A 22,687-nucleotide genomic window follows, 5' to 3' on the forward strand; every position below is an offset into this window, starting at 1 on the left:
CCGCGTATGCGCGACACAGTCTCAGACGGAATCGATGCGTCCTATCTCGCATCGGTGGTTGCCGCGGCTTCCGACCTTTCGCTGCGCGTTGCGGACGACGGTACCGTGACGGAGATGATGGTCACACCCATGCAGGCCGCAGAAATGCGGTTGCCCGACTGTAGCGGACGCCCGGTGGCGGAGAGCCTGACGGGGGAAAGTCAGGCCAAATTCAACGCCGCGCGATCCGCCCTGATCGACGGAGCGCCGCCGCGCCGTCCGATCGAGCTCAACCATATCCTGCCCCACGGACGCGAGCTGCCGGTCCGATACACTCTGATACCTCACCCGGAAGGCGGATTCCTCATGCTCGGCCGGGATCTCTCGGCGGTTGCGGAGACGCAGGCACAGCTCGTTCAGGCCCAGATGTCCCTCGAACAGGGATACGAGGCCCGGCGCGAATACGATGCACGCTACCGCCTGCTGCTGCGGTCGGTGCACGATCCGATCATCTTCGCCTCCGCATCCGACGGCACGATCAGCGATCTCAACGAACCCGCGGCGTCGATCCTCGGCGGCACGCGCGAGAGCCTCGTCGGGCAGGGGCTCGCCGCGGAGTTCGACGATTGCGACCGGGCCGAGATGATGGACCGCCTGATGGACGCGGCCGGCAGCGACACGGAGCGCAGCCTCAAGATGACGGCCCGCCGATCCGGGCGCGAGGTCGAGCTGTCGGCGCAGATGTTCCGGGCCGCGGGCGAACGCTCGCTCCTCTGCCGCCTGAACGCACGGGCGGACAGCCTGGAGACGCCGGCCGGCCTCGCCCGAGACCTCGGCGTGATGTTCGAACGCACCGCCGACGCGATCCTCTTCACCGACCTTCGCGGCGAGATCCTGTCCTGCAACGACGCCTTCCTCGATCTGCTGAACGCCGCCCAGGTCGCGGAAGTGAAGGCACAGAACATCTCGTCCTATTTCGGCCGCGGGCGTGTCGATCTGAACGTCATCGTGGAAAATGCGCGCCGGGCGGGGCAGATGCGGCTCTACGCCACCAAGCTTCTGACCGAGCTCGGGGGCGCGACCCCGGTCGAGATCTCGGTGACCTATCTCAACGACCGCTCGAACCCGGTTCTGGCCTATCTCATCCGTGACGCGAGCCGGAGCGAAGCGCTGCGCGGCGCGCAACCGAACGGCGCAGCCGACAATGCCCGATCGGTGATGGAGCTGGTCGGATCGGCCACGCTGAAAGAGATCGTGGCCGAGACTACGGAAGTCGTCGAGAAGATGTGCATCGAGACGGCGGTGAGTCTCACGCGCAACAACCGCGTTGCGGCCGCAGAGATGCTCGGCCTGTCGCGCCAGAGCCTCTATGTGAAGCTGCGCAAGTACGACCTCCTCGATCGCAACACGGGCACCGAGGCCTGAACCGCCGAAAGTCTTGCGCCGACTCGCATTCGTGTGTCTAGTTGACACATGAGTGTCAGCTCAAGTTTACAACCTCGACGGTATCCGGATCCCGCGGCGCTCCTGCGGCTGATCAAGCCCGTGACATGGTTTCCCCCCGTCTGGGCCTATCTCTGCGGGGTTGTCGCGTCGAGTGCCTCCCCCCTGTCGGCATGGCCGCTCGTGATCCTCGGCATGATCCTCGCCGGGCCCGTGGTCTGCGGGATGAGCCAGGCGGCAAACGACTGGTGCGACCGTCACGTCGACGCGATCAACGAGCCGGACCGCCCGATTCCGTCGGGCCGCGTCCCCGGGCGATGGGGACTTTGGGTCGCGCTCGCGATGTCGGTGCTGGCGCTGGGGCTCGGCTCGGCGCTCGGCCCGTGGGGGTTCGGTGCGACCTGTCTCGGCGTGATTGCCGCCTGGGCATATTCCGCGGAACCTGTGCGGCTCAAGCGCTCGGGCGTCTGGGGCCCGGGCCTCGTCGGCCTCTCCTACGAAACCCTTCCCTGGTTCACCGGGGCGGCCGTTCTGAGCGCCGGAGCCCCCTCCCCGCAGGTCATCCTGATCGCGCTGCTCTACGGGATCGGCGCGCACGGGATCATGACCCTCAACGATTTCAAGGCGCTCGAGGGCGACCGCCAGACCGGCGTGAATTCCCTCCCCGTCACGCTCGGTCCCGAACGCGCGGCCCGCGTGGCATGCATCGTCATGACGCTGCCGCAGCTCGCCGTGATCGCCGCACTGGCGCTCTGGGATCTCCCAGTCCACGCCGCCGCCATCGCATCGCTGCTCGTGGGCCAAGCCTGGGCGATGCGCGTCATGCTGCGCGATCCGCGCGCCAAGGCGCCATGGTACAACGGCACGGGCGTGCTCTTCTACGTCAGCGGGATGATGATCGCCGCTGTCGCGCTGAGGGGGCTCTGAGGTGACACTCTCGTGGCTCTCCATCGTCCGGCTCGGCCTCGTCCAGCTCGCCCTCGGCGCGATTGTCGTCCTCACCACCTCTACGCTCAATCGGCTCATGGTGGTCGAGCTGGCACTACCGGCGACGCTTCCCGGCTTTCTCGTCGCGCTCCACTATGGGGTACAGATCACCCGGCCCCATTGGGGCTTCCGCTCCGACACGCTCGGCAACCGGACGGTCTGGATCGTCGGCGGCATGGCGATTCTCGCGCTCGGCGGGATCGGCGCCGCGCTCGGCGTGGTCGTGCTGAAGACGGCGTTCTGGTCCGGCCTGGTCATATCGATGGGCGCCTACGCCCTGATCGGGCTCGGCGTCGGCGCCTCCGGCACATCGCTGCTCGCGCTCCTCGCCACCGCGACGGCACCCCACCGCCGCGCCGCGGCCGCCACGATCACCTGGCTCATGATGATCTTCGGCATCGCCGTCACCGCGGGCGTGGTGGGCGGCCTCCTCGATCCCTATTCGCCGTCCCGCCTTCTCACCATCGTCACCGCGACCGGAACGGCGATGCTGGCGCTCACCATCGCCGCGGTCTGGGGTGTCGAGCGCGGAGTGACCGCAATCCCCGAGGCGCAGCCCCCGCCCTTCTTGGACGCGCTTCGCGACGTGTGGACCGAGCGGAAAGCGCGCAACTTCACGATCTTCCTCTTCCTGTCGATGATCGCCTATTTTATGCAGGAACTCATTCTCGAGCCCTACGCGGGCCTCGTCTTCGACTTCACGCCGGGGCAGTCGACACAGCTTGCCGGAGCGCAGAACGGCGGCGTCTTCGCCGGAATGCTGACCGTCGGGATCGTCGCCACCGGCCTGCGCATCGGCAGCCTGCGGACATGGGTCGCGGCCGGGTGCCTCGGCTCGGCTGCCGCGCTCCTGATCCTCGCCGGGATCGGGCCGACGGGGCCGGGCGGGCCGATCGTGCCCTCCGCCATCATGCTCGGCTTCTTCAACGGCATGTTCGCGGTCTCGGCCATCGGGTCGATGATGCAGCTCGCCGGCGACGGCCGCGAGTCGCGCGAGGGGACACGCATGGGCCTCTGGGGCGCGGCGCAGGCAATCGCGGCAGGCGCGGGCGGCCTCACCGGCGCCGCGGCGGTCGACGCGATGCGCAAGATCACCGGCGATGCTTCCGCCTTCGGAACCGTCTTCACAATCGAGGCGGCGCTCTTCGTCGCCGCCGCCGTCATGGCGCTCGTCATCATGGAAGGGCGGCCCCGCGCCCCCGTCCTGCAACCGGGAGTTTGAGCATGTTCGATGTCGTCGTCGTCGGAGGAGGTCCCTGCGGTGCCACCGCAGCCGAGGATCTCGCCCGCTCCGGATACAAGGTCGCGCTTCTCGACCGCGAGGGCCGGATCAAGCCCTGCGGCGGGGCAATTCCACCGCGCCTGATGCGCGACTTCGACATCGGCGAGGATCAGCTTCTCGCCAAGATCACCACCGCCCGCATGGTCTCGCCCTCCGGGCGGCACGTGGACATCCCGGTCGAGAACGGGTTCGTCGGAATGGTCGACCGCAAGGATTTCGACCCGTTCCTGCGCGCCCGTGCCGAGGCGGCAGGCGTGACGCGGTTCACCGGAACGTTCCTCAGGGTCGATCGGACGCACGGCACCGAGGTCGTCTTCCGCGACAAGGCGACGGGAGAGGAGGATGCGCTCCCGACGCGGCTGATCGTCGGTGCTGACGGGGCCAATTCCCGTGTCGGCAAGGCCGAGGTTCCGGGCGCCGAGAACATCCCTTACGTCTTCGCCTATCACGAGATCATCGCGGCGCCCTCAGCAGCCGGTTACGATCCGGCCCGCTGCGACGTGATCTACGACGGTCGCATCAGCCCGGATTTCTACGGCTGGGTGTTTCCGCACGGCGACACCGTCAGCGTCGGCATGGGCACCGAGAACCGCGGCATCGACCTCAAGGCCGCGACGGTCGACCTGCGCCGCCAGACCGGCCTCGCCCAGTGCGAGACGCTGCGCAAGGAAGGCGCGCCGATCCCGCTCCGTCCGCTCGACCGCTGGGACAACGGCCGCGACGTTGTGCTCGCGGGAGACGCGTCGGGCGTCGTCGCCCCCTCCTCGGGCGAGGGCATCTATTACGCGATGATCGCCGGCCGGGCAGCAGCCTCGGCCTGCGCCGCCTGCCTGACCACCGGGCGCGCCGCCGACCTCAAGCTGGCGCGCAAGCTCTTCATGAAGGAGCACAAGACCGTGTTCCGGGTTCTGGCCTCCATGCAGAACGCCTATTACAGGTCGGACGAACGCCGCGAGCGCTTCGTGTCGCTATGCCACGACGTCGACGTGCAGCGCCTGACCTTCGAGGCCTACATGAACAAGAAACTCGTCCGCGCCCGCCCGATGGCGCATCTGAAGATCGGCATGAAGAACATCGCCCACCTGACCGGCCTTGTCTCAGAGACCTACACATGACGATCGCCATCCCCGCCTGGGTGGACGGCGTCCTCACCCCCGTCGAGAAGCTCGAGGCGCACCAGAAGGGCCTGCGCCACAAGGCGGTGTCTGTCTTCGTGCTCGATGGCGACGCCGTGCTTCTGCAGCGACGGGCCGCGGGAAAGTACCACACCCCGGGCCTCTGGGCGAACACTTGCTGCACGCATCCGCACTGGGGTGAAGCGCCCGAGATCTGCGCGCGCCGTCGGCTCTTCGAGGAGCTCGGGATCGAGGGGCTGCCGCTCACGCACCGGGACATCGTCGAATACCGCGCGCCGGTGGGCGACGGGCTCATCGAGCACGAGGTGGTTGACCTCTTCACTGCCGATGCGCCCCGCGACCTGAGCCTCGCCCCCGACCCCGCCGAGGTGATGGAGACCGCCTGGATGCCGCTCGACGACCTCCGCGAGGACGTGGCGCGCAATCCCGCCCCCTACACGCCCTGGCTCCGGATCTACCTCGAGGACCATGCCGCGCGGATCTTTCCCGCCGGCCTGCTGACCTGACGGACCGCCTCTTCTTCTTGGCGAAAATACTCCCGCCGGAGGCTCCGACGGCATCACCTATCGGGCCGGATGGCAGGAAGTCCCGCGCGCCGGGTTTCCTTCCGCCCCGGCGCGCCTCATAGTCCCGGGCATGACCGTGACCCTCGCCGACATCCTTTCCGCCGCCAACACCATCCGGGGTCGCGCCGACGCGACGCCGATGGTGCCGTCCGTCCACATGGAACAAGCCTACGGCCATCCGTTCTGGCTGAAGCTCGAACTCGCCCAGCCGATAGGTGCGTTCAAGCTGCGCGGCGCGCTCAATGCGGTCGCGAACCTGCCCGAGGGGACACGCGGCGTGACCTGCTGCTCGACCGGCAATCACGGGCGCGGGGTCGCCTTTGCCGCCCGGGAGAAGGGCATGCGCGCCGTGGTCTGCATGTCGGAACTCGTGCCCGCCCCCAAGGTCGACGGGATCCGCGCGCTCGGCGCCGACGTGCACATTCACGGCCGCACGCAGGACGCCGCATTTGCCGAAAGCGTCCGGCTCGCCGAGGAGGAGGGATTTGCCATGATCTCGCCCTTCGACGACGCGCATGTCATCGCGGGTCAGGGCACGATCGGCCTCGAGATGCTGTACCAGCGGCCCGAGCTCGAGGCACTGCTCGTGCCGCTCTCGGGGGGCGGCCTCGCTGCGGGCATCGCGGCGGCGGCGAAGGCAATCAAGCCGGACATCCGCGTGATCGGGATCTCGATGGACCGGGGCGCGGCGATGTATGCCAGCCTTCAGGCCGGTCACCCGGTCGAGATCGAGGAGCCCGAGAGCCTCGCGGACAGCCTCGGTGGCGGGATCGGCATGGACAACCGGTTCAGCTTCCCGATGTGCCGCGACCTGCTGGACGACGTCATCCTCGTCTCCGAAGCGGAAGTCTACCGCGCGCTCCAGACGCTCTACTACGAGGAACGGATGGTGGCCGAGGGCGCCTGCGTCGTCGGGATCGCGGCCGTCGAGAGCGGCAAGCTGGACCTCACCGGCCCGACCGGCACAATCCTCACTGGCCGCAATCTCGACATGCGCGTTCTGGCGCAGGTGATTTCGGGACGGGACGTGCAGCTCGGCGACACGCATATCGAGGGACACAAGTATGGCACATGACATCCGCATCCTGACCGAGGCCGAACTGCGCGAGGTGGTCTCGCTCGACACCGCGCTCGTGGACGTCATCGAGCAGGCCTTCGTCGCCCTTGCGGGTGGTGAGGTGGTCATGCCGCCGGTTCTGTCCATGGCGCTCGAGCAGGTGAACGGCGAGGTGGACGTCAAGACGGCCTACATTCCCGGCTTCGACGGGTTCGCCATCAAGGTCTCGCCGGGCTTCTTCGACAACCCGTCGCTCGGACTGCCCTCCCTCAATGGCCTCATGATCCTGTTCTCGGCCAGGACCGGCCTTGTTCAGGCGGTGTTCCTCGACAATGGCTACCTGACCGACATCCGCACCGCCGCTGCCGGGGCGGTCGCCGCGCGCCACCTCGCGCCGTCCGAGGTTACCACGGCTGGCGTCATCGGCACTGGCGTTCAGGCCCGGCTCCAGATGCAGGCAGCGCATCTCGTGCGACCCTTCGAGCGCGTGCTGGTTTGGGGCCGCGACCCCGAAAAGGCAGCCTCCTGCGCAGCCGATTTGAAAGCCGCGCTCGGCGTCGAGGCCGAGATCTGCACGGGTCCCGAGACGCTGGTCGCGCGCTCGCAACTCGTCGTCACCACCACGCCCGCGCGCGAGCCAATCATTCAGGCGGAGTGGCTGCATCCCGAGTTGCACATCACCGCGATGGGCTCCGATCAGGAAGGCAAGAACGAGATCGCGCCCGAGGCGCTCGCCCGCGCCGACCTCTACGTCGCCGACCGGGTAAGCCAGACCGAGATCCTCGGGGAGCTTCGTGCCGCCCGAGCCGCAGGCCTCATGACCGGGACGCCACCGGAGCTCGGCGAGATCGTCACCGGCGCGAAGGGGCGCAACGGCCCCTCCGACATAACCATCGCCGACCTTACCGGCACGGGCGCGCAGGACACGGCGATCGCGTCCCATGTCGCGGCGCGGCTCGGCGATGCCGGCACGCTCGTGAAGGCTTGACTGTAAGATGCTCCGCCTCGACGCGCGCGACCTCGAGATCTTGCGGACGCTGTCGGCGGAGGGGCGTATCACAAAGGCGGAGTTGGCGGCCCGCGTAGGCCTCTCGCCGACTCCCTGCTGGGAGCGACTCAAGAAGCTCGAGAAGGCCGGCATCATCGAAGGCTATGGCGCACGGATCTCGCTGCGCGCCTTCGGCGCCCATGTCACCGTCTTCGTCGCGGTGGAGCTCGACACCCACAAGGCGTCCGATTTCCGGGTCTTCGAGGAGGCCGTTCAGGCGCACGAGGAGATCACCTGGGTCTGGGCGCTCGGCGGCGGCTTCGATTATCTCATGCAGGTGATCGCCCGGGATATCGACGCCTATCAGCGCCTGATCGACCACCTTCTCGAGGCGCGGATCGGGCTCTCGCGCTACTACACCTACATCGTCACGAAACGGGTGAAGGAGGCACACGGCCTGCCGATCTCGCTCCTTGCGCAAGACGGCTGAGCCCGAAACATCGTCTGCCGGCGCGCTCGTCCGAGAATGCCCACCCTTGCGAAACAGGCGATCCGGTCTGCCGGACGCGGCAAAGCCAGAGGATTCCACTGCGGGCGACCCGATCTTTGGTCCCCTTCGCTGGCCGCGACGCGTCATATGTCGGGCAGCAGCGCACACGGAGGATCGCATGACCATGCACCGCACCTTCCCGAAATCCCCCCTCTCGGATCTCGAGGATCCGCGGCTCGTTCGCAACTTCTCCTACGTGAACGGAAAGTGGCAGGGCGCCGCATCGGGAGAGGCCTTTGCCGTCACCAACCCCGCCGACGGCGAATGGCTGGGCGAAGTCGCGCAGCTCTCGGGCGAGGAATCCCGCGCCGCGGTCGACGCCGCGCACGAGGCCTTCGGAAGCTGGTCGCAAAGCCTGCCGCAAGAGCGCGCGCGGCTTCTCCGCCGCTGGTACGAGCTGATGAAGGAGCACAAGGAAGACCTCGCGCGGATTATGGTGCTCGAGCAGGGCAAGCCGATCTCCGAGGCGCGCGGCGAGATCGACTACGCCGCCGATTTCATAGAGTTCTACGCCGAGGAAACCCGCCGTCCGAACATCGAGGGCGTGACATCACACCTGCCCGACGCGGAGGTCGAGCTTTGGCGCGAGCCGATGGGCGTCGCGGCGCTGATCACGCCTTGGAACTTCCCCGCCGCGATGCTGACCCGCAAGGCCGCCGCAGCGCTCGCTGCCGGCTGCACCGTGGTCGCGCATCCCTCGGCCGAGACGCCGTTCTCGGCGCTGGCACTCGCCGAGCTGGCCGAGCGTGCCGGGCTGCCGCCGGGCGTCTTCAACGTCGTCACCGGCATCGCTCCCGAGATCGTCGAGCCCTGGACGCAGGACGCGCGCGTCCGGGCGCTGTCCTTCACCGGCTCCACCGAAGTCGGCCGGCTTCTCTACAAGCAATGCGCAGGTACCGTGAAGGCGCTGATCATGGAACTTGGCGGCCACGCACCTGTCATCGTCTTCAAGGGCGCGGACATGGAGAAGGCGGTCGTCGAGACGATGAAGGCCAAGTTCGCCACGTCCGGGCAGGATTGCCTCGGTGCCAACCGTATCTTCATCGAGCGCGCGGTCTACGACGGCTTCGTCGAGAAATTCGCCGAAGCCACCAAGGCGCTGAGCGTCGGCATCGGGATGGACGACCCCGACATCGGCCCGCTGATGAACGAAAAGGCGGTGGCCAAGCAGGAAGAGCACGTGAAGGACGCGCTCGACAAGGGTGCGCGCCTTCTCTGCGGCGGCAAGCGCCATGCGGCAGGCTCGCTTTTCTTTCAACCCACCGTTCTGGCGGACGTACCCGAGGGTGCGGCGATCCTTCACGAGGAGACCTTCGGCCCGGTCGCGGCGCTCGTGCCCTTCGACACCGAGGAAGAGGTCCTGCGCCGCGCGAACGACACCGAGTACGGCCTCGTCGCCTACGTGCACAGCAAGGACCCCAAGCGGATCTACCGCGCGACCAAGGCCCTCAACTTCGGCATGGTGGCGGTGAACCGCACCAAGGTGACCGGCGCGCCGATCCCGTTCGGCGGCATGAAGCAGTCGGGCCTCGGCCGCGAAGGCGCGCGCCAGGGCCTCGAGGCCTTCACCGAGATCAAGTACGTGTGCCGCGACTGGGGCTGACCGCCCGCCGCGTCCATGACCCCTAGCCCCTCACCGCCGCTCGTGGCGGAGGCACCGGACAATAGGAAGGAGTTTGAGCGATGCTCAAGAACGACATGCTCGAAGAATGGGACCGGGAGAACTTCTTCCACCCCTCGACCCACCTCGCCGAATTCGCGCGCGGCAACGCCCCGCAGCGCGTGATCCAGACCGGTGACGGCTGCCATATAGAGACCCGCGACGGCACGAAGCTGCTCGACGCCTTCGCCGGCCTCTACTGCGTCAATGTGGGCTACGGCCGCCAGGAGATCGCCGAGGCGATCGCCGACCAGGCCCGGGAGCTCGCCTATTACCACGCCTATGTGGGCCACGGCACCGAGGCGTCGATCACGCTGTCGAAGATGATCCTCGACCGCGCGCCCTCGAACATGTCGAAAGTCTATTTCGGCCTCTCGGGCTCGGACGCGAACGAGACCAACATCAAGCTGGTCTGGTACTACAACAACATCCTCGGACGCCCCGAGAAGAAGAAGATCATCTCGCGCTGGCGCGGCTATCACGGCTCGGGCCTGATGTCGGGCTCGCTCACCGGCCTGCACCTCTTCCACCAGAAGTTCGACCTGCCGCTGAACCAGGTGATCCACACCGAGGCGCCCTATTATTTCCGCCGCGACGACCTCTCGATGAGCGAGGACGACTTCGTCCAGCACTGCGCATCGGAACTCGAAGCGCTGATCGAGCGCGAGGGCGCCGACACCATCGCCGCCTTCATCGGCGAGCCGGTGCTCGGCACCGGGGGCATCGTGCCGCCGCCCGCCGGCTACTGGGACGCGATCCAGAAGGTGCTCGACAAGCACGACATCCTGCTGATCGCCGACGAAGTCGTCACCGGCTTCGGGCGAACGGGCTCGATGTTCGGCTCGGACCATTACGGCATCAAGCCGGACATCATGACGATCGCAAAGGGCCTCACATCGGCTTACGCGCCTCTTTCCGGCTCAATCATCTCGGACAAGGTGTGGGCGGTGCTCGAGCAGGGCACGGATGAGAACGGGCCCATCGGTCACGGCTGGACCTACTCGGCGCACCCGATCGGGGCTGCGGCGGGCGTCGCGAACCTCAAGCTGCTCGACACGCTCGATCTCGTGACCAATGCGGGCAAAACCGGGGCCTATCTCAACAAGGTCATGGGCGAGGCGCTGGCGGACCATCCGCATGTGGGCGAGGTCCGCGGCGAGGGCATGCTCTGCGCGGTCGAGTTCGTGAAGGACCGCGAGACCCGCGAGTTCTTCGACGCCTCCGACAAGATCGGCGCTCTGCTCTCGGGGCTCCTGCTCGACGACGGCATCATCGCGCGGGCCATGCCGCAGGGCGATATCCTCGGCTTCGCCCCGCCCTTCTGCCTGACCGAAGGCGAGGCGGACGAGATCGCCGAGAAGACCGCCAAGGCGGCATCGAAGCTGTTCGACTGGTCATGAGACCTGCGCCGGCCCGCTCTCGCGGCGGGCCGGCGGATGCGAGGGGCCAGCCCCTCGCGCTCCCCGGAGTATTTTTGCCAAGAAGAAGGAGGCGAGGCGGTCAGAAGACCTGCGCTGCCTCGACCGCGCGTTTCCACGCCGTGTATTTCCTGTCGCGCGTGTCGTCGTCCATCGCGGGCCTGAATTCGCGCTCCCGCTCCCACATGTCCGCAAAGCCGTCCATATCCGGATAGACACCGGCCTTCATCCCTGCGAGCCAGGCGGCGCCCATCGCCGTCGTCTCGAGCACCCTCGGCCGGTCCACCGGCGCGCCGATGATGTCCGACAGGAACTGCATCGCGTAATCCGAGGCGCTCATGCCGCCGTCGACGCGCAGGGTCCGCTCGCCGCCCTCCGTGGTCCAGTCCGCATGCATCGCCTCGATGAGGTCGCGTGTCTGGAACCCGACGCTTTCGAGCGCGGCCTTGGCGAATTCCTCGGGTCCCGAATTGCGCGTGAGGCCGAAGATCGCGCCGCGGCATTCAGCGTTCCAGTAAGGCGCGCCGAGGCCGGTGAAGGCGGGCACAAGAACGACGTTCTGTCCCTCGTCCGCCCGTTCCGCCAGCGGCTGCGTTTCCTGCGCCTCGCGGATGATCCGCAATCCGTCACGGAGCCATTGCACGACGGCGCCGGCGACGAAGATCGATCCCTCGAGGGCATAGGTCGGTCTGCCGTCCATCTGGTAGGCGATCGTGGTCAGGAGGCGGTTCTCCGAGCGTACGGGTTTCGATCCGATATTGAGAAGTGCAAAGCATCCCGTTCCGTAGGTCGATTTCAGCATGCCCGGCTGGAAGCAGGCCTGACCGATGGTGGCCGCCTGCTGATCGCCGGCGACGCCGAGGATCGGGATCTCGCGGCCGAAGAGGTCCGGGCGCGTCGTCCCGAACTCCGAGGCGCAATCGCGCACCTCGGGCAGCATCTCCATGGGGATGTCCAGAAGCTCCGCAATCGAGCTCGACCAGCGCCCCTTGTGGATGTCGTAAAGCATCGTGCGGCAAGCGTTGGTCGCGTCGGTGACATGGCTCTCACCGCCAGTGAGCTTCCAAATCAGGAAACTGTCCACCGTGCCGAAGAGCAGCTTGCCCTCGCGCGCCTTCTCGCGGGCGCCCTCCGTCTCGTCGAGGATCCATTTGAGCTTCGAGCCCGAGAAGTAGGGATCGAGAAGAAGGCCGGTGCGGTCGGTCACCATGTCCTCGTGACCGTCTTCCTTCAGCGCGTTTGTGATGGGCGCCGTGCGGCGGTCCTGCCATACGATGGCGCGGCGCACCGGCTGGCCGGTCTCGCGGTCCCAGACGCAGACCGTCTCGCGCTGGTTGGTGATGCCGATGGAGGCGATGTCCGAGGGACGGATGCCCGCCTTCTCGATCACGCCGCGGCAGGTTGCGGCGACGGTCGTCCAGAGGTCCGAGATGTCGTGCTCGACCCAGCCGCTTGCCGGATAGTGCTGGGCGAATTCCTCCTGCGCGACGGCCGTGATGGCCAGATTCTCGTCGAACAGGATCGCCCGGCTCGACGTGGTGCCCTGATCGATGGCGAGGACGTATCGCATCGGCTCTCCTCCCTTTTGGTCCCTTGATATTCGGGCCTTACTGCGCGGCGTTCGCGCGCGCAGCCCCGCGAGCATCCTGCATCCAAGTTCCCAGAGCCGCAATCTCGGCCTCGGACATGCGGATGCCGAGCCGCGTCCGGCGGAAGACGACATCCTCCGCCGTCTCAGCCCATTCGCGGTCCATGAGCCAGGCCACTTCCGCCTCGGTCAGGGTGTGACCGAAGTCCCGGCCAAGATCGTCGGCAGAGGTCGCATCACCTAGGATGTCCCACGCCTCGGTGCCATAGTGGCGGATGAGCCGGGTTGCCCACTTCTCGCCGAGGAAGGGGTAATCCGAGGCGAGGCCGTCGATCTTGGCGGCTGCCTCCTGAACCTCGAAATCGCCGCCGGGCAGGGTGACGCCGGCCGTCCACGGACCCTCGAGGCCGTCGAAATAGGGCGAGATCTTCTCGAGCGCGCTTTCGGCGAGCCGGCGATAGGTCGTGATCTTGCCGCCGAAGATGTTGAGAACCGGCGCGCCGCCGGCATCGTCGACCTTGAGCGTGTAGTCGCGCGTCGCCGCCGTCGCCGACCCGCCACCCTCGTCGTAGAGCGGCCGGACGCCGGAATAGGACCAGACGACGTCGTCCGCGGTCAGCTCCCGCTTGAAATAGTTGTTCGCGAAGTTCAGCAGGTAGTCGCGCTCCTCGGGCGTGCATTCGGGACGGCGGTCGGGATCGTCCTGCTCGCTGTCGGTGGTGCCGATCAGCGTGAAGTCCTGCTCGTAAGGGATCGAGAAGATGATCCGGCCGTCCGTGCCCTGGAAGAAATAGCACTTGTCGTGATCGTAGAGTTTCCGGGTCACGATGTGGCTACCGCGGACAAGGCGAACGCTCTCGGTCGAGTTCGATCGGATCTTGGTGCGGATCACGTCGCCCGCCCAGGGGCCCGAGGCGTTCACCAGCATCCTGGCACTGACGGTCCGCGTCTCCCCGCTCGACCGGTCCTCGAGCTCGATGCGCCACCCCTCGCCGTCTCGCTCGGCGGAAATCACCTTCGTGCGCGTCATGATCGTCGCGCCGCGGGCTTCGGCATCGCGGGCGTTGAGAACGACCAGACGGCTGTCCTGAACCCAGCAATCGCTGTATTCGAACGCCTTCTCGAACTTGTCCTTCAGCGGCGCGCCTTCAGGGGCGTGGCGGAGATCGAGGGTCTTCGTTCCCGGCAGGATCTTCCGGCCGCCGAGATTGTCGTACATGAGAAGCCCGAGACGGATCAGCCATGCGGGACGGCGACCCTTCATCCACGGCATGACGGTGTTCAGGATCCGCGAGGTGGGCGTCGAGCTCTCGAACCGCATGGAGGGATGGAACGGGAGGACGAACCGCATCGGCCACGAGATGTGCGGCATGGCGCGCATGAGGGTCTCGCGTTCGATCAGGCTTTCCCGCACGAGGCGGACCTCGAAATACTCGAGATACCGCAGGCCACCGTGGAAAAGCTTTGTCGAGGCCGAGGATGTCGCCGACGCGAGATCGTTCATTTCCGCGAGCCCGACATTCAGGCCCCGGCCCTGAGCGTCGCGGGCGATGCCGCAGCCGTTGATCCCGCCGCCGATGACGAAGAGGTCGAACTCCGTTTCATGTGCCATGATCGTCCCCGCTCAAGTCTGACGTCGCGCGTGGGATACGAGCATAGGGCGTGCGGTGAAAGGGCAAGCGCGGAAAGGCGCGCATAGATTGACGGTAAGGGCTCAGAAATAGCTGCGCACGAGGCTTCCGGCGAGCAGGGACCAGCCGTCGGCGAGCACGAAGAAGGCCAGCTTGAAGGGCAGCGACACGATGGCGGGCGGGACCATCATCATGCCCATCGCCATCAGCACGGCCGCGACGACGAGATCGATGATCAGGAACGGCATGAAGACCAGAAAGCCGATCTGGAAGGCGCGGGCGATCTCGGAGAGCATGAAGCTCGGGATCAGGACCGACAGCGGCGCCTCCGGCGTGAGCGCGAGGCCGGCGGCGTCGGGGCGGAGCTCTGCCATCGCCGTGAACGTACCCGGATCGACGCGCCCGGCCATGAAATCGCGGAACGGACCGAGCGCGGCCTCTATCGCCTCCGCGACGGCCATGTCGTCGGCGAGCAGCGGCGCGATACCTGCGTTGTAGGCCTCGGTGAACACCGGCTCCATCACGAAATAGGTCAGGAACAGCGCCAGGCTGACAATGAGCATCGAGGGCGGCGATTGCTGCAATCCGATCGCCTGCCGCAGGATCGCAAGCACGGTCACCATAAACGGAAAACAGGTGATCATGATCGCGATGCCGGGCGCGAGGCTCAGCAGGGTGACAAGCGCGAGGAGCTGAAGTGTCGTTCCGGCGACCGAGCCTCCGCCGCCGAGATCGATCGAGATTTCCTGTGCCGTTGCAGGCAACGCACCGGCCATCAGCAACAGCGCCGCTAGCAAGACACCAGCGATTGGGCCGGCGGCGCTCCCTGCACCGAAGCTCCGCTTCAACGCGCCCGCGGGTTCTGGGACGCAGCTCTTCGGCGCGACGGTAGAGCGGCTCTCTTTGACCCTGGCCAACACGGATCCGCCGATCCGGTGCAGCATGATCAGACCGGAGCCTTGAGGTCCGCGACCTCGGTCAGGCGCACGGCGAGACGGCTCTGGCCATTCTCCTCGACCACCTCGAGAGCCCCGATCCCGATCATGCGATCCCCGACGTAAAGCTCCACGGGGTCGTCGAGCTGACGGTCGAGAACGAGGACCGATCCTTCGTCGAGCTGGAGGAGGTCGCGGATCAGGGGCCGCGCCCGTCCCACCGCGACGGTGATCTCGATCGGCACCGCGGCAAGCGGGTTGGTGTCGGCGCGGGGTACCGCGGAAAGCGTGGCGGCTGCGGTCGCGTCATCCATGGGCAAAGCGTCCTTCGCTGGTCAATGTGCCGGCATTCGCAAGTGTCGCGACTGCGGCGCGGATCCCGTCGGCGATGTCGGACAGGTCGATGCGCTCCTCGCTGTCGGCCAGACGGATGTCGGCCTGCCCCTCGGAAAGCGCTCCATCGGCGATCACGTCCACCGCAAAACCCACGTCGCGCAGAACCAACGGCTCGACCAGCGGGAGCTGTTCGGGCGCCACGGCGATGGTAACGGACATTGCGCCGAGCGTGCCCGCCCTCGCCTGAAGTTCCGAAACGACATGCGCGGCGAGCCCGTCGCCCAGCGCCGCGGGAACCACCTTGTCGACGATATCCTCGAGAAGCGGCGTCATGGCGCGCAGGACGTGGCTATACGCCTCGTGATAGGTGAAGGAGAGGTCCCGGAGATTTTGCGCGACCTCGGCGGTCAGCCGCTTTCCATCCGCGCTTTGGGCGTCGACCGCATCGGACCAACCGGCGCGATAGCCCTGTTCGTAGGCCTTCGCTTCCCGAGCTTCCAACACCGCGTCGTCGATCGCCGGACCCGCGGTTCGATCGGACTGCGCCGCACCGAAATCGGGCATGAAAGACGCAAGGCCACTCATTCGACCCGCTCCGGTTCGTCGAGCCAGCTTCTGAGGATCTGCACGGCCTCGTCGCGTCGCTCGTCAATGAGACCACGCAAGCGCTCGACGGGATCCTCGCCGCCGATGTCCGCCGGAATCTCGAAGCCGCCCGTCCCACCGGAGGCAAGCGCCGGCAGCCCCGGAAAGCCGGGCGCGTCGTCGACCACACCGGTGAGCGCTTCGGCAACCGCGAAGCTGGGCAGATCGTCGTCCGCCGGCCCGGGGGCCGGAAGGGCGGCGACGCCGCCGCCTGCCAGAACCGGCCGGACGACGAAGAGACCGAGGATCAGTGCCACCACCGCGAGGACCGAAAGCTGGATGAGCTGCATCGGATCCAGGCGGACCGCAGCGAAGAGGCCTGGCGCTTCGGCAGCCGTGCCGAGCCCGTCCGGCCGCTCGAAGGGCAGCGAGCGCAAGGTGATCGTGTCCCCGCGCGCCTCGTCGAAGCCGACCGCCGACGCGACGAGTTCGCGGAGCGCCGTCTGCTGCTCCTCGGGGAGCGGAACGAAGGTCGACGTGCCGTCGGCAGCTGTCTCGAAAGTTCCGTTCACGAGAACCGCGACGCTCAGGCGCTTGACCGCGCCGGCTGCGCGAACGATCTGGCGTGTGGTCTCGGACACCTCGTAGTTTACCCGCTCCCGCGTGGTGTTCTCGCTCGATTTCGAACTGTCTCCACCTCCGGCTTCGCCATCGGGCAGGTTCGAGGCGACGGTCACGTCACCTGCGCCTTGCTCCTCGTTCTGTTCGATCCGCTCTTCGGTGTCCGAACTGATAGCCACCCGGCCTTCCGGATCGAAGCTGCGCTCACGGATCTCCTCGCTGTCGGTTTCCGTCTCTACGCTGACCTCGACCACGGCGTTGCCCATTCCGACCCGCGCCTCGACGAGCCGCTGCACCCGTTCGCGCAGCGCCGCCGCCCGATCCTCCGCCCCGGCTCCGACACCCTCGCCCTCGACGCCCAGAAGGCCATCCCGGCTGTCGATCACGGCGACGTCATCGGGTCCCAGACCCGGAACCGCCGATGCCACAAGATAGCGGATCGCGCGCGCCTGGGCGGCATTGAGCGCTCCGGTCTCGCCGGTGACGGAGACGGAGGCGGATGTGTTGCCTCCCGGCGGAACGGATTGGCGCTGCTGGTCGCGATGTGAACCCGGGCCGCGGCCACATGCGGGGCCGCGACGATCGTGCGGGCAAGCTCGCCCTCCTTTGCGCGCCAATACGCGGCGTCGAACATCTGCGATGTTGTCCCGAAGCCGGTCAGCCCGTCGAGCAATTCGTAGCCCGCCGCGCCATTGGCCGGGAGCCCCTCTCCGGCGAGGGTCATGCGCAGCGCGTCCCGTTCGGCGGCCGGCACGAAGATCGCGCCCCCGCGCACCTCGTACTGCACGCCGCGCGCCTCGAGCGCCTCGACGACCTCTCCGGAAGCCGGGGCGTCGAGGCCAGCGTAGAGCAGATCCATCGCGGGTGAAGCGGCCATGCGGGACAGCGCCAGCACGGCGCCGAACATCACCAGTGTGGCCGCCGTCACGACAATGCGGCGCTGCAGACTGAGCGCGTTCCAAACAGACAGAAGGTGCTGCAAAAGTGCCCCCGAATCTTGCGCCGGCATTCTGCGGCGTGAGCGGACTTTGGGACGAACGCGTTTAAGAAACGGTTAGCTGGTTTGGGTTTATGACCCCGGTGCACCGACACGGGGAGTGAAACGATGAGCGACGCGACCGCCGAGGCCGAAGCTCCGCGGAAGGCATCGAAGATGCCCTTGATCCTGGGACTCGTCCTGGCGCTGGCCGGCGGCGGCGGTGGCTATTTCGCGGTGAGCTCGGGGATGCTGCTGTCCGGGGGCGACGGGGGTCAGAAGGCCGGCGAAACGCACGGAAGTGACGGTCACGACACGCCTGCGAAGGACGACGGACACGCGACCGATGCAGGCCATGGCGACGCTCACGCCGGGAGCGGTCCGGTGACGTTGGGTGAGTTCGCCTTTGTCGAACTTCCGCCGCTGGTGATTTCCATGATTCCCGGCGCCCAGACCACACATCTGCGGTTCCGCGCCACGCTCGAGGTTCCCGCGCAATATGCGGAAGAGGTGTCTGCCATGACCCCGCGGGTGCTCGACGCCATGAACGGCTACCTGCGCGCGCTTTCGGCCTCGGACATAGAGGCGCGAGACGCGCTGCTCGTGATCCGCGCCCAATTGACCCGCCGGGTGCAACTGGTGCTCGGCCGCGAGAAGATGCGCGACCTGCTCGTGCTGGAATTCGTTCTGACCTGAGGAGGCGTCATGGATCTGATCGCAGACATTCTGCTGGTGACCGGTGCGCTCGGCGCAGGCTTTTACTGCTTCGTGCTGGCGCGCCGCCTGACCCGCTTTACCGATCTCGAGAACGGCGTCGGCGGCGCCGTGGCGGTGCTCTCCGCGCAGGTGGACGATCTGTCCAGGACATTGTCCGCAGCGCGCGAGGCCGCCGGCACGTCGGAAAGTTCGCTCGAGGAACTGACCGGGCGTGCCGAAGACGTCGCGCGGCGGCTCGAGCTGCTGGTGGCGTCCATGCACGATCTGCCCGGACCTGCCGCTCCCGTCGATCCCGCACCCCGGAAGACCGAGGATCCACCGATGGGGCCGGTCTTCTCTCGGCGTGCGCGAGCGGGTACCGCTGGATGATCAGCATGAAAACTCGGAAACAGGCGCGCAGACCCGCATCGCCCCGCCGCGGTCGCAAACGCGGGACGCTGGCGCTGATCGGAGGGCTCTTCATCACCTCGGCGCTTCTTCGAGCAGGGGAGGAGGGGATCCAGTTCATGGCGCTCGCCGCCGAGGGAGCGGCTTCCGAGGAGGGCGGCATGACGGCCCACGAGGAGAACGCGGACCCGAACGGCAAGGCGGGGGCGTTGCTTGAGGCCCTGCGCGAACGCGAGAGCAGGCTCGACAAACGCGAACGGGATCTTCTGATCCGCATGCAGGCCCTTCGGGTGGCCGAAACCCAGATTGACGAACGCATGACAGCGCTGGCCGACGCGGAGCAGCAGCTGCGTGAGACCCTCGCTCTGGCCCAATCCGCCGCCGAGAACGACCTGAAGCAACTCACCGATGTCTATGCCCAGATGAAGCCGCGCCAGGCGGCCGCGCTCTTCGAGCAGATGGATCCGGAGTTTGCCGCGGGCTTTCTCGGCCGCATGCCGCCGCAATCCGCCGCCGCGATCATGGCGGGCCTGTCTCCCGACGCCGCCTATCGGGTCAGCGTCATGCTGGCCGGGCGAAACGCCGACGTTCCGAAACCCGCAGACCCGCCCGAACCCGCGCCGGAGCCCTGAGGCCCGCAAGTTCGGCGCGATCCGGTTGGCCCGGGCTGCGCTCTGCCATAGCCTCGGCCCATCGCCGGTCCGGAGGGGCGAAGTCAGCCCGCCGGACCGGCTGGATGCTTGCAGGGAGGCGACGATGATACTCGCGATGTGGTCCGGGCCGCGAAACCTCTCGACCGCGATGATGTACGCCTTCGGGAACCGGAGCGATTTCCACGTCGTGGACGAGCCCTTCTACGCGGCATACCTTGCACGCACCGATTTCGAGCATCCGATGCGGTCCGAGATTCTGGCCTCTCAGTCGCAGGATCCCCGGGTGGTCATCGAAGAGCTGACCGGCCCCGTTCCCGGAAACCGACCGCATGCCTATCACAAGCACATGTCCCAGCACATGATCGCGGGTATCCCACGGGACTGGATCGGCTCTGTCGCCAACGTCTTCCTGATCCGGCACCCGGCGCGGGTCGTCGCGAGCTTCGCTGCGAAGTACCAGAACCCCACATTGCCGGAGATCGGGTTCATCCAGCAGGTCGAGCTCTACCGGCAGCTGGTCGCAGAAGGGCATTCGGCCCATGTGATCGACAGCGCCGACATCCGCGCAGCGCCTGAGCTCATGCTGAAACGCCTCTGCGCGGCCCTCGGTATCGCCTTCGACCCCGCAATGCTGAGCTGGCCCACCGGCGGCCATGCGCAGGACGGGGTCTGGGCTCCGGTCTGGTATGACGCGGTCCATAACTCAACCGGGTTCGCAGGCCCCGAAGGACCACTTCCGGTACTCGGCCGAGATGCCGCCGCGCTCGCCGACGCCGCCATGCCGGCTTACGAGGAACTTGCGAAAGACAAGATCTGAAAAACGTCGCGGGACTGAAACTCTCGGACGGCAGGCTCCGTGCATCCTGCATACACGCAGTATGCGTGCGTTCGTTAACGAGTACCCGCTGCGCGCCCACGCCCCCATGTGGGAGCGCAGCGGCCAACGCGCCCGGCGGTCCCACGGATGCCGGACATGTTTGGCATCACGAGGCCAATTCGGCGCGCGTCGCCTCGCATCGCGAGCCGTGATACATCTCGTCCAGGATCCGGCCGTAGAGGATTGGGGCCCCGGCCACCGCCTCGAAAAGCGTCATTGAGGAGCGGACCTTGAGTGCATCGATCTCGCCGAGGATGAGCGCCGGCTCCGTGCCGCGATGGTCCATCAACAGGCCCGCGACTTCGGCGAGGCGCGAGCCCAGAACGGAATGGGCGTGATATCGGCGAGCTTCCTCGAGCCCCGACAGCCCGAAATGCCTTGCGCGTTCGGATCGGCCGAGGTGGGCGAGCTGAGGAAAGACGAACCATATCCAGTGGCTCGTCTTCCGCCCCGCTCGCAATTCCGCGCGCACGTCCGCCCATACGCGATCCTGAGCCGCCACAAATTCCGAGAACTCTGCCATGGACCTGACCCAATGCGTGCGGAATGCCGAGCAACCGAAGCCACAGGCGGGCCATCACCTGCGGCTTGCCACCCGCCGTGCGGCGTCGCGGCGCGCCAATGCGAGCCCAGCGAGCCACTCGACGCCGCTCCACGACGAGCCCGTTCCGTGCCGCTTACTTCAGAAGTTGCGAGAGCTTCATCGCCACGGACATATCGCCGGACACCTTGATCTTGCCCATGGCGAAGGCGGTCATCGGGTTGAGCGCACCCCCCATCAGCTTTTCGAGGTTGCTCCGCGAGATGCGGATGGTGCAATCGGCCGGCGCGTCGGCGAGGCGCGCCTCGCTGCCGGAAAGCGTGATCGCGCCGTCCTCGCCGCAATCGAACTTCAGCGTGTCCTCGATCGGGCGTCGGTCGAGGCCGCGCTGGAGCTTCGCGCGGATGTCTTCGAGTGTCATGGGCGTCTCTCCTGCCTGCCGCGCCGCCACCAAGGGCAGCGGCGCGACAATGGCAAGCGCGACGCTGCGACCTCAGCGCTTGAGGCGTCGGTCACGGGCGGCGAGGAGCTTCAGGCGCAGGGCGTTGAGCTGGATGAAGCCCGCCGCGTCCTTCTGGTCGTAAGCGCCGGCGTCGTCCTCGAATGTCACATGCGCCTCGGAATAGAGCGAATGCTCCGACCAGCGGCCGACGGTGCGCGCGAGCCCCTTGTAGAGCTTCAACCGGACGGTGCCGGTCACGTGGGTCTGGCTGCGGTCGATCAGAGCCTGCAGCATCTCGCGCTCTGGGCTGAACCAGAAGCCGTTGTAGATCAGCTCGGCGTATTTCGGCATGATCTCGTCCTTGAGATGCGCCGCGCCGCGATCGAGCGTGATCTGCTCGATGCCGCGATGCGCCTCGAGCAGGATCGTGCCGCCCGGGGTCTCGTAGATGCCGCGGGACTTCATACCGACAAAGCGCCCCTCGACGAGATCGAGCCGTCCGATGCCGTGCCGGCGGCCGTACTCGTTGAGTTCAGTCAGGATCGTGGCGGGCGACATCGCCTCGCCGTTGATTGCGACCGCATCACCCTGCTCGAAAGTCACCTCGAGGAATTCGGGCTCGTTCGGCGCGTCCTCGGGATGCACCGTGCGCTGGAAGACGTAGTCCGGCGCCTCTTCGGCGGGATCCTCGAGCACCTTGCCCTCGGAGGAGGTGTGCAGAAGGTTCGCATCGACCGAGAACGGCGCCTCGCCGCGCTTGTCCTTGGCGATCGGGATCTGGTTCTCCTCGGCGAAGGCGAGAAGCTTCGTGCGCGAGGTGAGATCCCATTCGCGCCAGGGTGCGATCACCTTGATGTCCGGGTCGAGCGCGTAGGCGGCGAGCTCGAAGCGCACTTGGTCGTTGCCCTTGCCGGTCGCACCGTGGGCGACCGCGTCGGCACCGGTCTCGTGGGCGATCTCGACGAGGCGCTTGGAGATCAGCGGCCGCGCGATCGAGGTGCCGAGGAGGTAGAGCCCCTCGTAGACCGCGTTGGCCCGGAACATCGGAAAGACGAAGTCGCGGACGAATTCCTCACGCACGTCCTCGATGTAGATATTCTCGGGCTTGATTCCGAGCAGCTCCGCCTTCTGTCGCGCCGGCTCCAGCTCCTCGCCCTGACCGAGGTCGGCGGTGAAGGTCACCACCTCGCAACCGTATTCGGTCTGCAGCCACTTGAGGATGATGGAGGTGTCGAGCCCGCCGGAATAGGCGAGGACGACCTTCTTGGGCGCGTGTGCGGGCATGTCTCGGGTTTCCTCACGTCAAATCTGGCGGCGCGGATAGCGGCTTTC

Annotated in this window: 22 protein-coding genes and 1 pseudogene; 14 read left to right on the plus strand and 9 right to left on the minus strand. The window is 67.0% G+C overall.

Features of this window, described 5'->3' with window-relative positions:
- Positions 1-6: 6 nt before the first annotated feature.
- The 10 genes from ppsR to OCH239_RS08815 all read left to right on the plus strand — a co-directional run bounded on the left by ppsR (position 7) and on the right by OCH239_RS08815 (position 11,048).
- Entirely contained in the window at positions 7-1,404 is a 1,398-nt protein-coding gene (gene ppsR / locus OCH239_RS08770) for a transcriptional regulator PpsR (RefSeq protein ID WP_037261442.1), read from the plus strand.
- A gap of 48 nt (positions 1,405-1,452) precedes the next feature.
- Complete coding sequence (chlG, locus tag OCH239_RS08775; protein WP_037261197.1) at positions 1,453-2,349, plus strand: chlorophyll synthase ChlG; 897 nt, start codon at positions 1,453-1,455, stop codon at positions 2,347-2,349.
- A gap of 1 nt (position 2,350) precedes the next feature.
- Positions 2,351-3,631: a BCD family MFS transporter gene (locus OCH239_RS08780; protein ID WP_037261200.1), complete on the plus strand. Its 1,281-nt coding sequence runs from the start codon at positions 2,351-2,353 to the stop codon at positions 3,629-3,631.
- A gap of 2 nt (positions 3,632-3,633) precedes the next feature.
- Entirely contained in the window at positions 3,634-4,806 is a 1,173-nt protein-coding gene (locus OCH239_RS08785; protein ID WP_037261204.1) for a geranylgeranyl diphosphate reductase, read from the plus strand.
- Positions 4,803-5,333 (plus strand): isopentenyl-diphosphate Delta-isomerase, encoded by a 531-nt coding sequence (gene idi / locus OCH239_RS08790; protein ID WP_037261207.1) that lies wholly within the window; start codon positions 4,803-4,805, stop codon positions 5,331-5,333. The genes OCH239_RS08785 and idi overlap by 4 nt, the downstream gene beginning before the upstream one ends.
- A 130-nt stretch (positions 5,334-5,463) precedes the next feature.
- Positions 5,464-6,468 carry a hydroxyectoine utilization dehydratase EutB gene (eutB, locus tag OCH239_RS08795; protein ID WP_037261210.1) on the plus strand — a complete coding sequence of 335 codons (1,005 nt, stop codon included), beginning with the start codon at positions 5,464-5,466 and terminating at the stop codon, positions 6,466-6,468.
- The gene (locus OCH239_RS08800) at positions 6,458-7,438 is read left to right on the plus strand and encodes a cyclodeaminase (RefSeq protein ID WP_037261213.1); all 981 of its coding nucleotides are present in this window, start codon (positions 6,458-6,460) and stop codon (positions 7,436-7,438) included. The genes eutB and OCH239_RS08800 overlap by 11 nt, the downstream gene beginning before the upstream one ends.
- A gap of 7 nt (positions 7,439-7,445) precedes the next feature.
- Positions 7,446-7,928 (plus strand): Lrp/AsnC family transcriptional regulator, encoded by a 483-nt coding sequence (locus OCH239_RS08805; RefSeq protein WP_037261217.1) that lies wholly within the window; start codon positions 7,446-7,448, stop codon positions 7,926-7,928.
- Between the two features lie 178 nt (positions 7,929-8,106).
- The gene (locus tag OCH239_RS08810; protein ID WP_157577832.1) at positions 8,107-9,591 is read left to right on the plus strand and encodes an NAD-dependent succinate-semialdehyde dehydrogenase; all 1,485 of its coding nucleotides are present in this window, start codon (positions 8,107-8,109) and stop codon (positions 9,589-9,591) included.
- 80 nt (positions 9,592-9,671) lie between these two features.
- Positions 9,672-11,048, plus strand: coding sequence for an aspartate aminotransferase family protein (locus tag OCH239_RS08815; protein ID WP_037261219.1), 1,377 nt, complete (start codon positions 9,672-9,674; stop codon positions 11,046-11,048).
- Positions 11,049-11,148: 100 nt separating this feature from the next.
- On the opposite strand, the gene glpK is transcribed toward OCH239_RS08815, so the two are convergent.
- The 6 genes and pseudogenes from glpK to fliF all read right to left on the minus strand — a co-directional run bounded on the left by glpK (position 11,149) and on the right by fliF (position 17,771).
- Positions 11,149-12,636, minus strand: coding sequence for a glycerol kinase GlpK (glpK, locus tag OCH239_RS08820; RefSeq protein ID WP_037261221.1), 1,488 nt, complete (start codon positions 12,634-12,636; stop codon positions 11,149-11,151).
- Positions 12,637-12,673: 37 nt separating this feature from the next.
- Complete coding sequence (glpD, locus tag OCH239_RS08825; RefSeq protein WP_037261224.1) at positions 12,674-14,266, minus strand: glycerol-3-phosphate dehydrogenase; 1,593 nt, start codon at positions 14,264-14,266, stop codon at positions 12,674-12,676.
- A gap of 102 nt (positions 14,267-14,368) precedes the next feature.
- Positions 14,369-15,061 (minus strand): flagellar type III secretion system pore protein FliP, encoded by a 693-nt coding sequence (gene fliP / locus OCH239_RS08830; RefSeq protein ID WP_051489385.1) that lies wholly within the window; start codon positions 15,059-15,061, stop codon positions 14,369-14,371.
- 170 nt (positions 15,062-15,231) lie between these two features.
- Positions 15,232-15,534: a FliM/FliN family flagellar motor switch protein gene (locus OCH239_RS08835; RefSeq protein ID WP_037261227.1), complete on the minus strand. Its 303-nt coding sequence runs from the start codon at positions 15,532-15,534 to the stop codon at positions 15,232-15,234.
- The gene (locus tag OCH239_RS08840) at positions 15,527-16,141 is read right to left on the minus strand and encodes a FliH/SctL family protein (RefSeq protein WP_051489386.1); all 615 of its coding nucleotides are present in this window, start codon (positions 16,139-16,141) and stop codon (positions 15,527-15,529) included. Before OCH239_RS08840 ends, OCH239_RS08835 begins: the two co-directional genes overlap by 8 nt.
- Positions 16,138-17,771, minus strand: a pseudogene (fliF, locus tag OCH239_RS08845) (flagellar basal-body MS-ring/collar protein FliF). Before fliF ends, OCH239_RS08840 begins: the two are co-directional and overlap by 4 nt.
- A gap of 96 nt (positions 17,772-17,867) precedes the next feature.
- Here fliF and OCH239_RS08850 point away from each other — a divergent pair.
- The 4 genes from OCH239_RS08850 (at position 17,868) to OCH239_RS08865 (ending at position 20,312) form a co-directional block, all read left to right on the plus strand.
- On the plus strand, positions 17,868-18,434 hold the full coding sequence (locus OCH239_RS08850) for a flagellar basal body-associated FliL family protein (protein WP_037261230.1): 567 nt from the start codon (positions 17,868-17,870) through the stop codon (positions 18,432-18,434).
- Positions 18,435-18,443: 9 nt separating this feature from the next.
- On the plus strand, positions 18,444-18,824 hold the full coding sequence (locus OCH239_RS08855; protein ID WP_037261233.1) for a hypothetical protein: 381 nt from the start codon (positions 18,444-18,446) through the stop codon (positions 18,822-18,824).
- A gap of 5 nt (positions 18,825-18,829) precedes the next feature.
- The gene (locus OCH239_RS08860) at positions 18,830-19,474 is read left to right on the plus strand and encodes a MotE family protein (protein ID WP_157577833.1); all 645 of its coding nucleotides are present in this window, start codon (positions 18,830-18,832) and stop codon (positions 19,472-19,474) included.
- A 124-nt stretch (positions 19,475-19,598) separates the two neighbouring features.
- Positions 19,599-20,312, plus strand: a complete 714-nt coding sequence (locus OCH239_RS08865; RefSeq protein ID WP_037261236.1) for a sulfotransferase-like domain-containing protein — start codon at positions 19,599-19,601, stop codon at positions 20,310-20,312.
- A 166-nt stretch (positions 20,313-20,478) separates the two neighbouring features.
- On the opposite strand, the gene OCH239_RS08870 is transcribed toward OCH239_RS08865, so the two are convergent.
- The 3 genes from OCH239_RS08870 to OCH239_RS08880 form a co-directional block, all read right to left on the minus strand.
- Positions 20,479-20,895 carry a DUF1810 domain-containing protein gene (locus OCH239_RS08870; RefSeq protein WP_037261238.1) on the minus strand — a complete coding sequence of 139 codons (417 nt, stop codon included), beginning with the start codon at positions 20,893-20,895 and terminating at the stop codon, positions 20,479-20,481.
- 154 nt (positions 20,896-21,049) lie between these two features.
- Positions 21,050-21,334 (minus strand): SCP2 sterol-binding domain-containing protein, encoded by a 285-nt coding sequence (locus OCH239_RS08875; protein ID WP_037261240.1) that lies wholly within the window; start codon positions 21,332-21,334, stop codon positions 21,050-21,052.
- A 72-nt stretch (positions 21,335-21,406) separates the two neighbouring features.
- On the minus strand, positions 21,407-22,639 hold the full coding sequence (locus tag OCH239_RS08880; RefSeq protein WP_037261242.1) for an argininosuccinate synthase: 1,233 nt from the start codon (positions 22,637-22,639) through the stop codon (positions 21,407-21,409).
- Positions 22,640-22,687 lie beyond the last annotated feature (48 nt).

The sequence above is a fragment of the Roseivivax halodurans JCM 10272 genome (genome assembly GCF_000521785.1).
Classification (GTDB): Bacteria; Pseudomonadota; Alphaproteobacteria; order Rhodobacterales; family Rhodobacteraceae; genus Roseivivax; species Roseivivax halodurans.

Bases quoted from the DNA above. Each gene is read 5' to 3' on its own strand.
- ppsR (WP_037261442.1), top strand. From the start codon at position 7: ATGCGCGACACAGTCTCAGACGGAATCGATGCGTCCTATCTCGCATCG.
- chlG (WP_037261197.1), top strand. From the start codon at position 1,453: ATGAGTGTCAGCTCAAGTTTACAACCTCGACGGTATCCGGATCCCGCG.
- OCH239_RS08785 (WP_037261204.1), top strand. From the start codon at position 3,634: ATGTTCGATGTCGTCGTCGTCGGAGGAGGTCCCTGCGGTGCCACCGCA.
- idi (WP_037261207.1), top strand. From the start codon at position 4,803: ATGACGATCGCCATCCCCGCCTGGGTGGACGGCGTCCTCACCCCCGTC.
- eutB (WP_037261210.1), top strand. From the start codon at position 5,464: ATGACCGTGACCCTCGCCGACATCCTTTCCGCCGCCAACACCATCCGG.
- OCH239_RS08800 (WP_037261213.1), top strand. From the start codon at position 6,458: ATGGCACATGACATCCGCATCCTGACCGAGGCCGAACTGCGCGAGGTG.
- OCH239_RS08805 (WP_037261217.1), top strand. From the start codon at position 7,446: ATGCTCCGCCTCGACGCGCGCGACCTCGAGATCTTGCGGACGCTGTCG.
- OCH239_RS08810 (WP_157577832.1), top strand. From the start codon at position 8,107: ATGACCATGCACCGCACCTTCCCGAAATCCCCCCTCTCGGATCTCGAG.
- OCH239_RS08815 (WP_037261219.1), top strand. From the start codon at position 9,672: ATGCTCAAGAACGACATGCTCGAAGAATGGGACCGGGAGAACTTCTTC.
- glpK (WP_037261221.1), bottom strand. From the start codon at position 12,636: ATGCGATACGTCCTCGCCATCGATCAGGGCACCACGTCGAGCCGGGCG.
- glpD (WP_037261224.1), bottom strand. From the start codon at position 14,266: ATGGCACATGAAACGGAGTTCGACCTCTTCGTCATCGGCGGCGGGATC.
- fliP (WP_051489385.1), bottom strand. From the start codon at position 15,061: ATGGCCGGTGCGTTGCCTGCAACGGCACAGGAAATCTCGATCGATCTC.
- OCH239_RS08835 (WP_037261227.1), bottom strand. From the start codon at position 15,534: ATGGATGACGCGACCGCAGCCGCCACGCTTTCCGCGGTACCCCGCGCC.
- OCH239_RS08840 (WP_051489386.1), bottom strand. From the start codon at position 16,141: ATGAGTGGCCTTGCGTCTTTCATGCCCGATTTCGGTGCGGCGCAGTCC.
- OCH239_RS08850 (WP_037261230.1), top strand. From the start codon at position 17,868: ATGAGCGACGCGACCGCCGAGGCCGAAGCTCCGCGGAAGGCATCGAAG.
- OCH239_RS08855 (WP_037261233.1), top strand. From the start codon at position 18,444: ATGGATCTGATCGCAGACATTCTGCTGGTGACCGGTGCGCTCGGCGCA.
- OCH239_RS08860 (WP_157577833.1), top strand. From the start codon at position 18,830: ATGAAAACTCGGAAACAGGCGCGCAGACCCGCATCGCCCCGCCGCGGT.
- OCH239_RS08865 (WP_037261236.1), top strand. From the start codon at position 19,599: ATGATACTCGCGATGTGGTCCGGGCCGCGAAACCTCTCGACCGCGATG.
- OCH239_RS08870 (WP_037261238.1), bottom strand. From the start codon at position 20,895: ATGGCAGAGTTCTCGGAATTTGTGGCGGCTCAGGATCGCGTATGGGCG.
- OCH239_RS08875 (WP_037261240.1), bottom strand. From the start codon at position 21,334: ATGACACTCGAAGACATCCGCGCGAAGCTCCAGCGCGGCCTCGACCGA.
- OCH239_RS08880 (WP_037261242.1), bottom strand. From the start codon at position 22,639: ATGCCCGCACACGCGCCCAAGAAGGTCGTCCTCGCCTATTCCGGCGGG.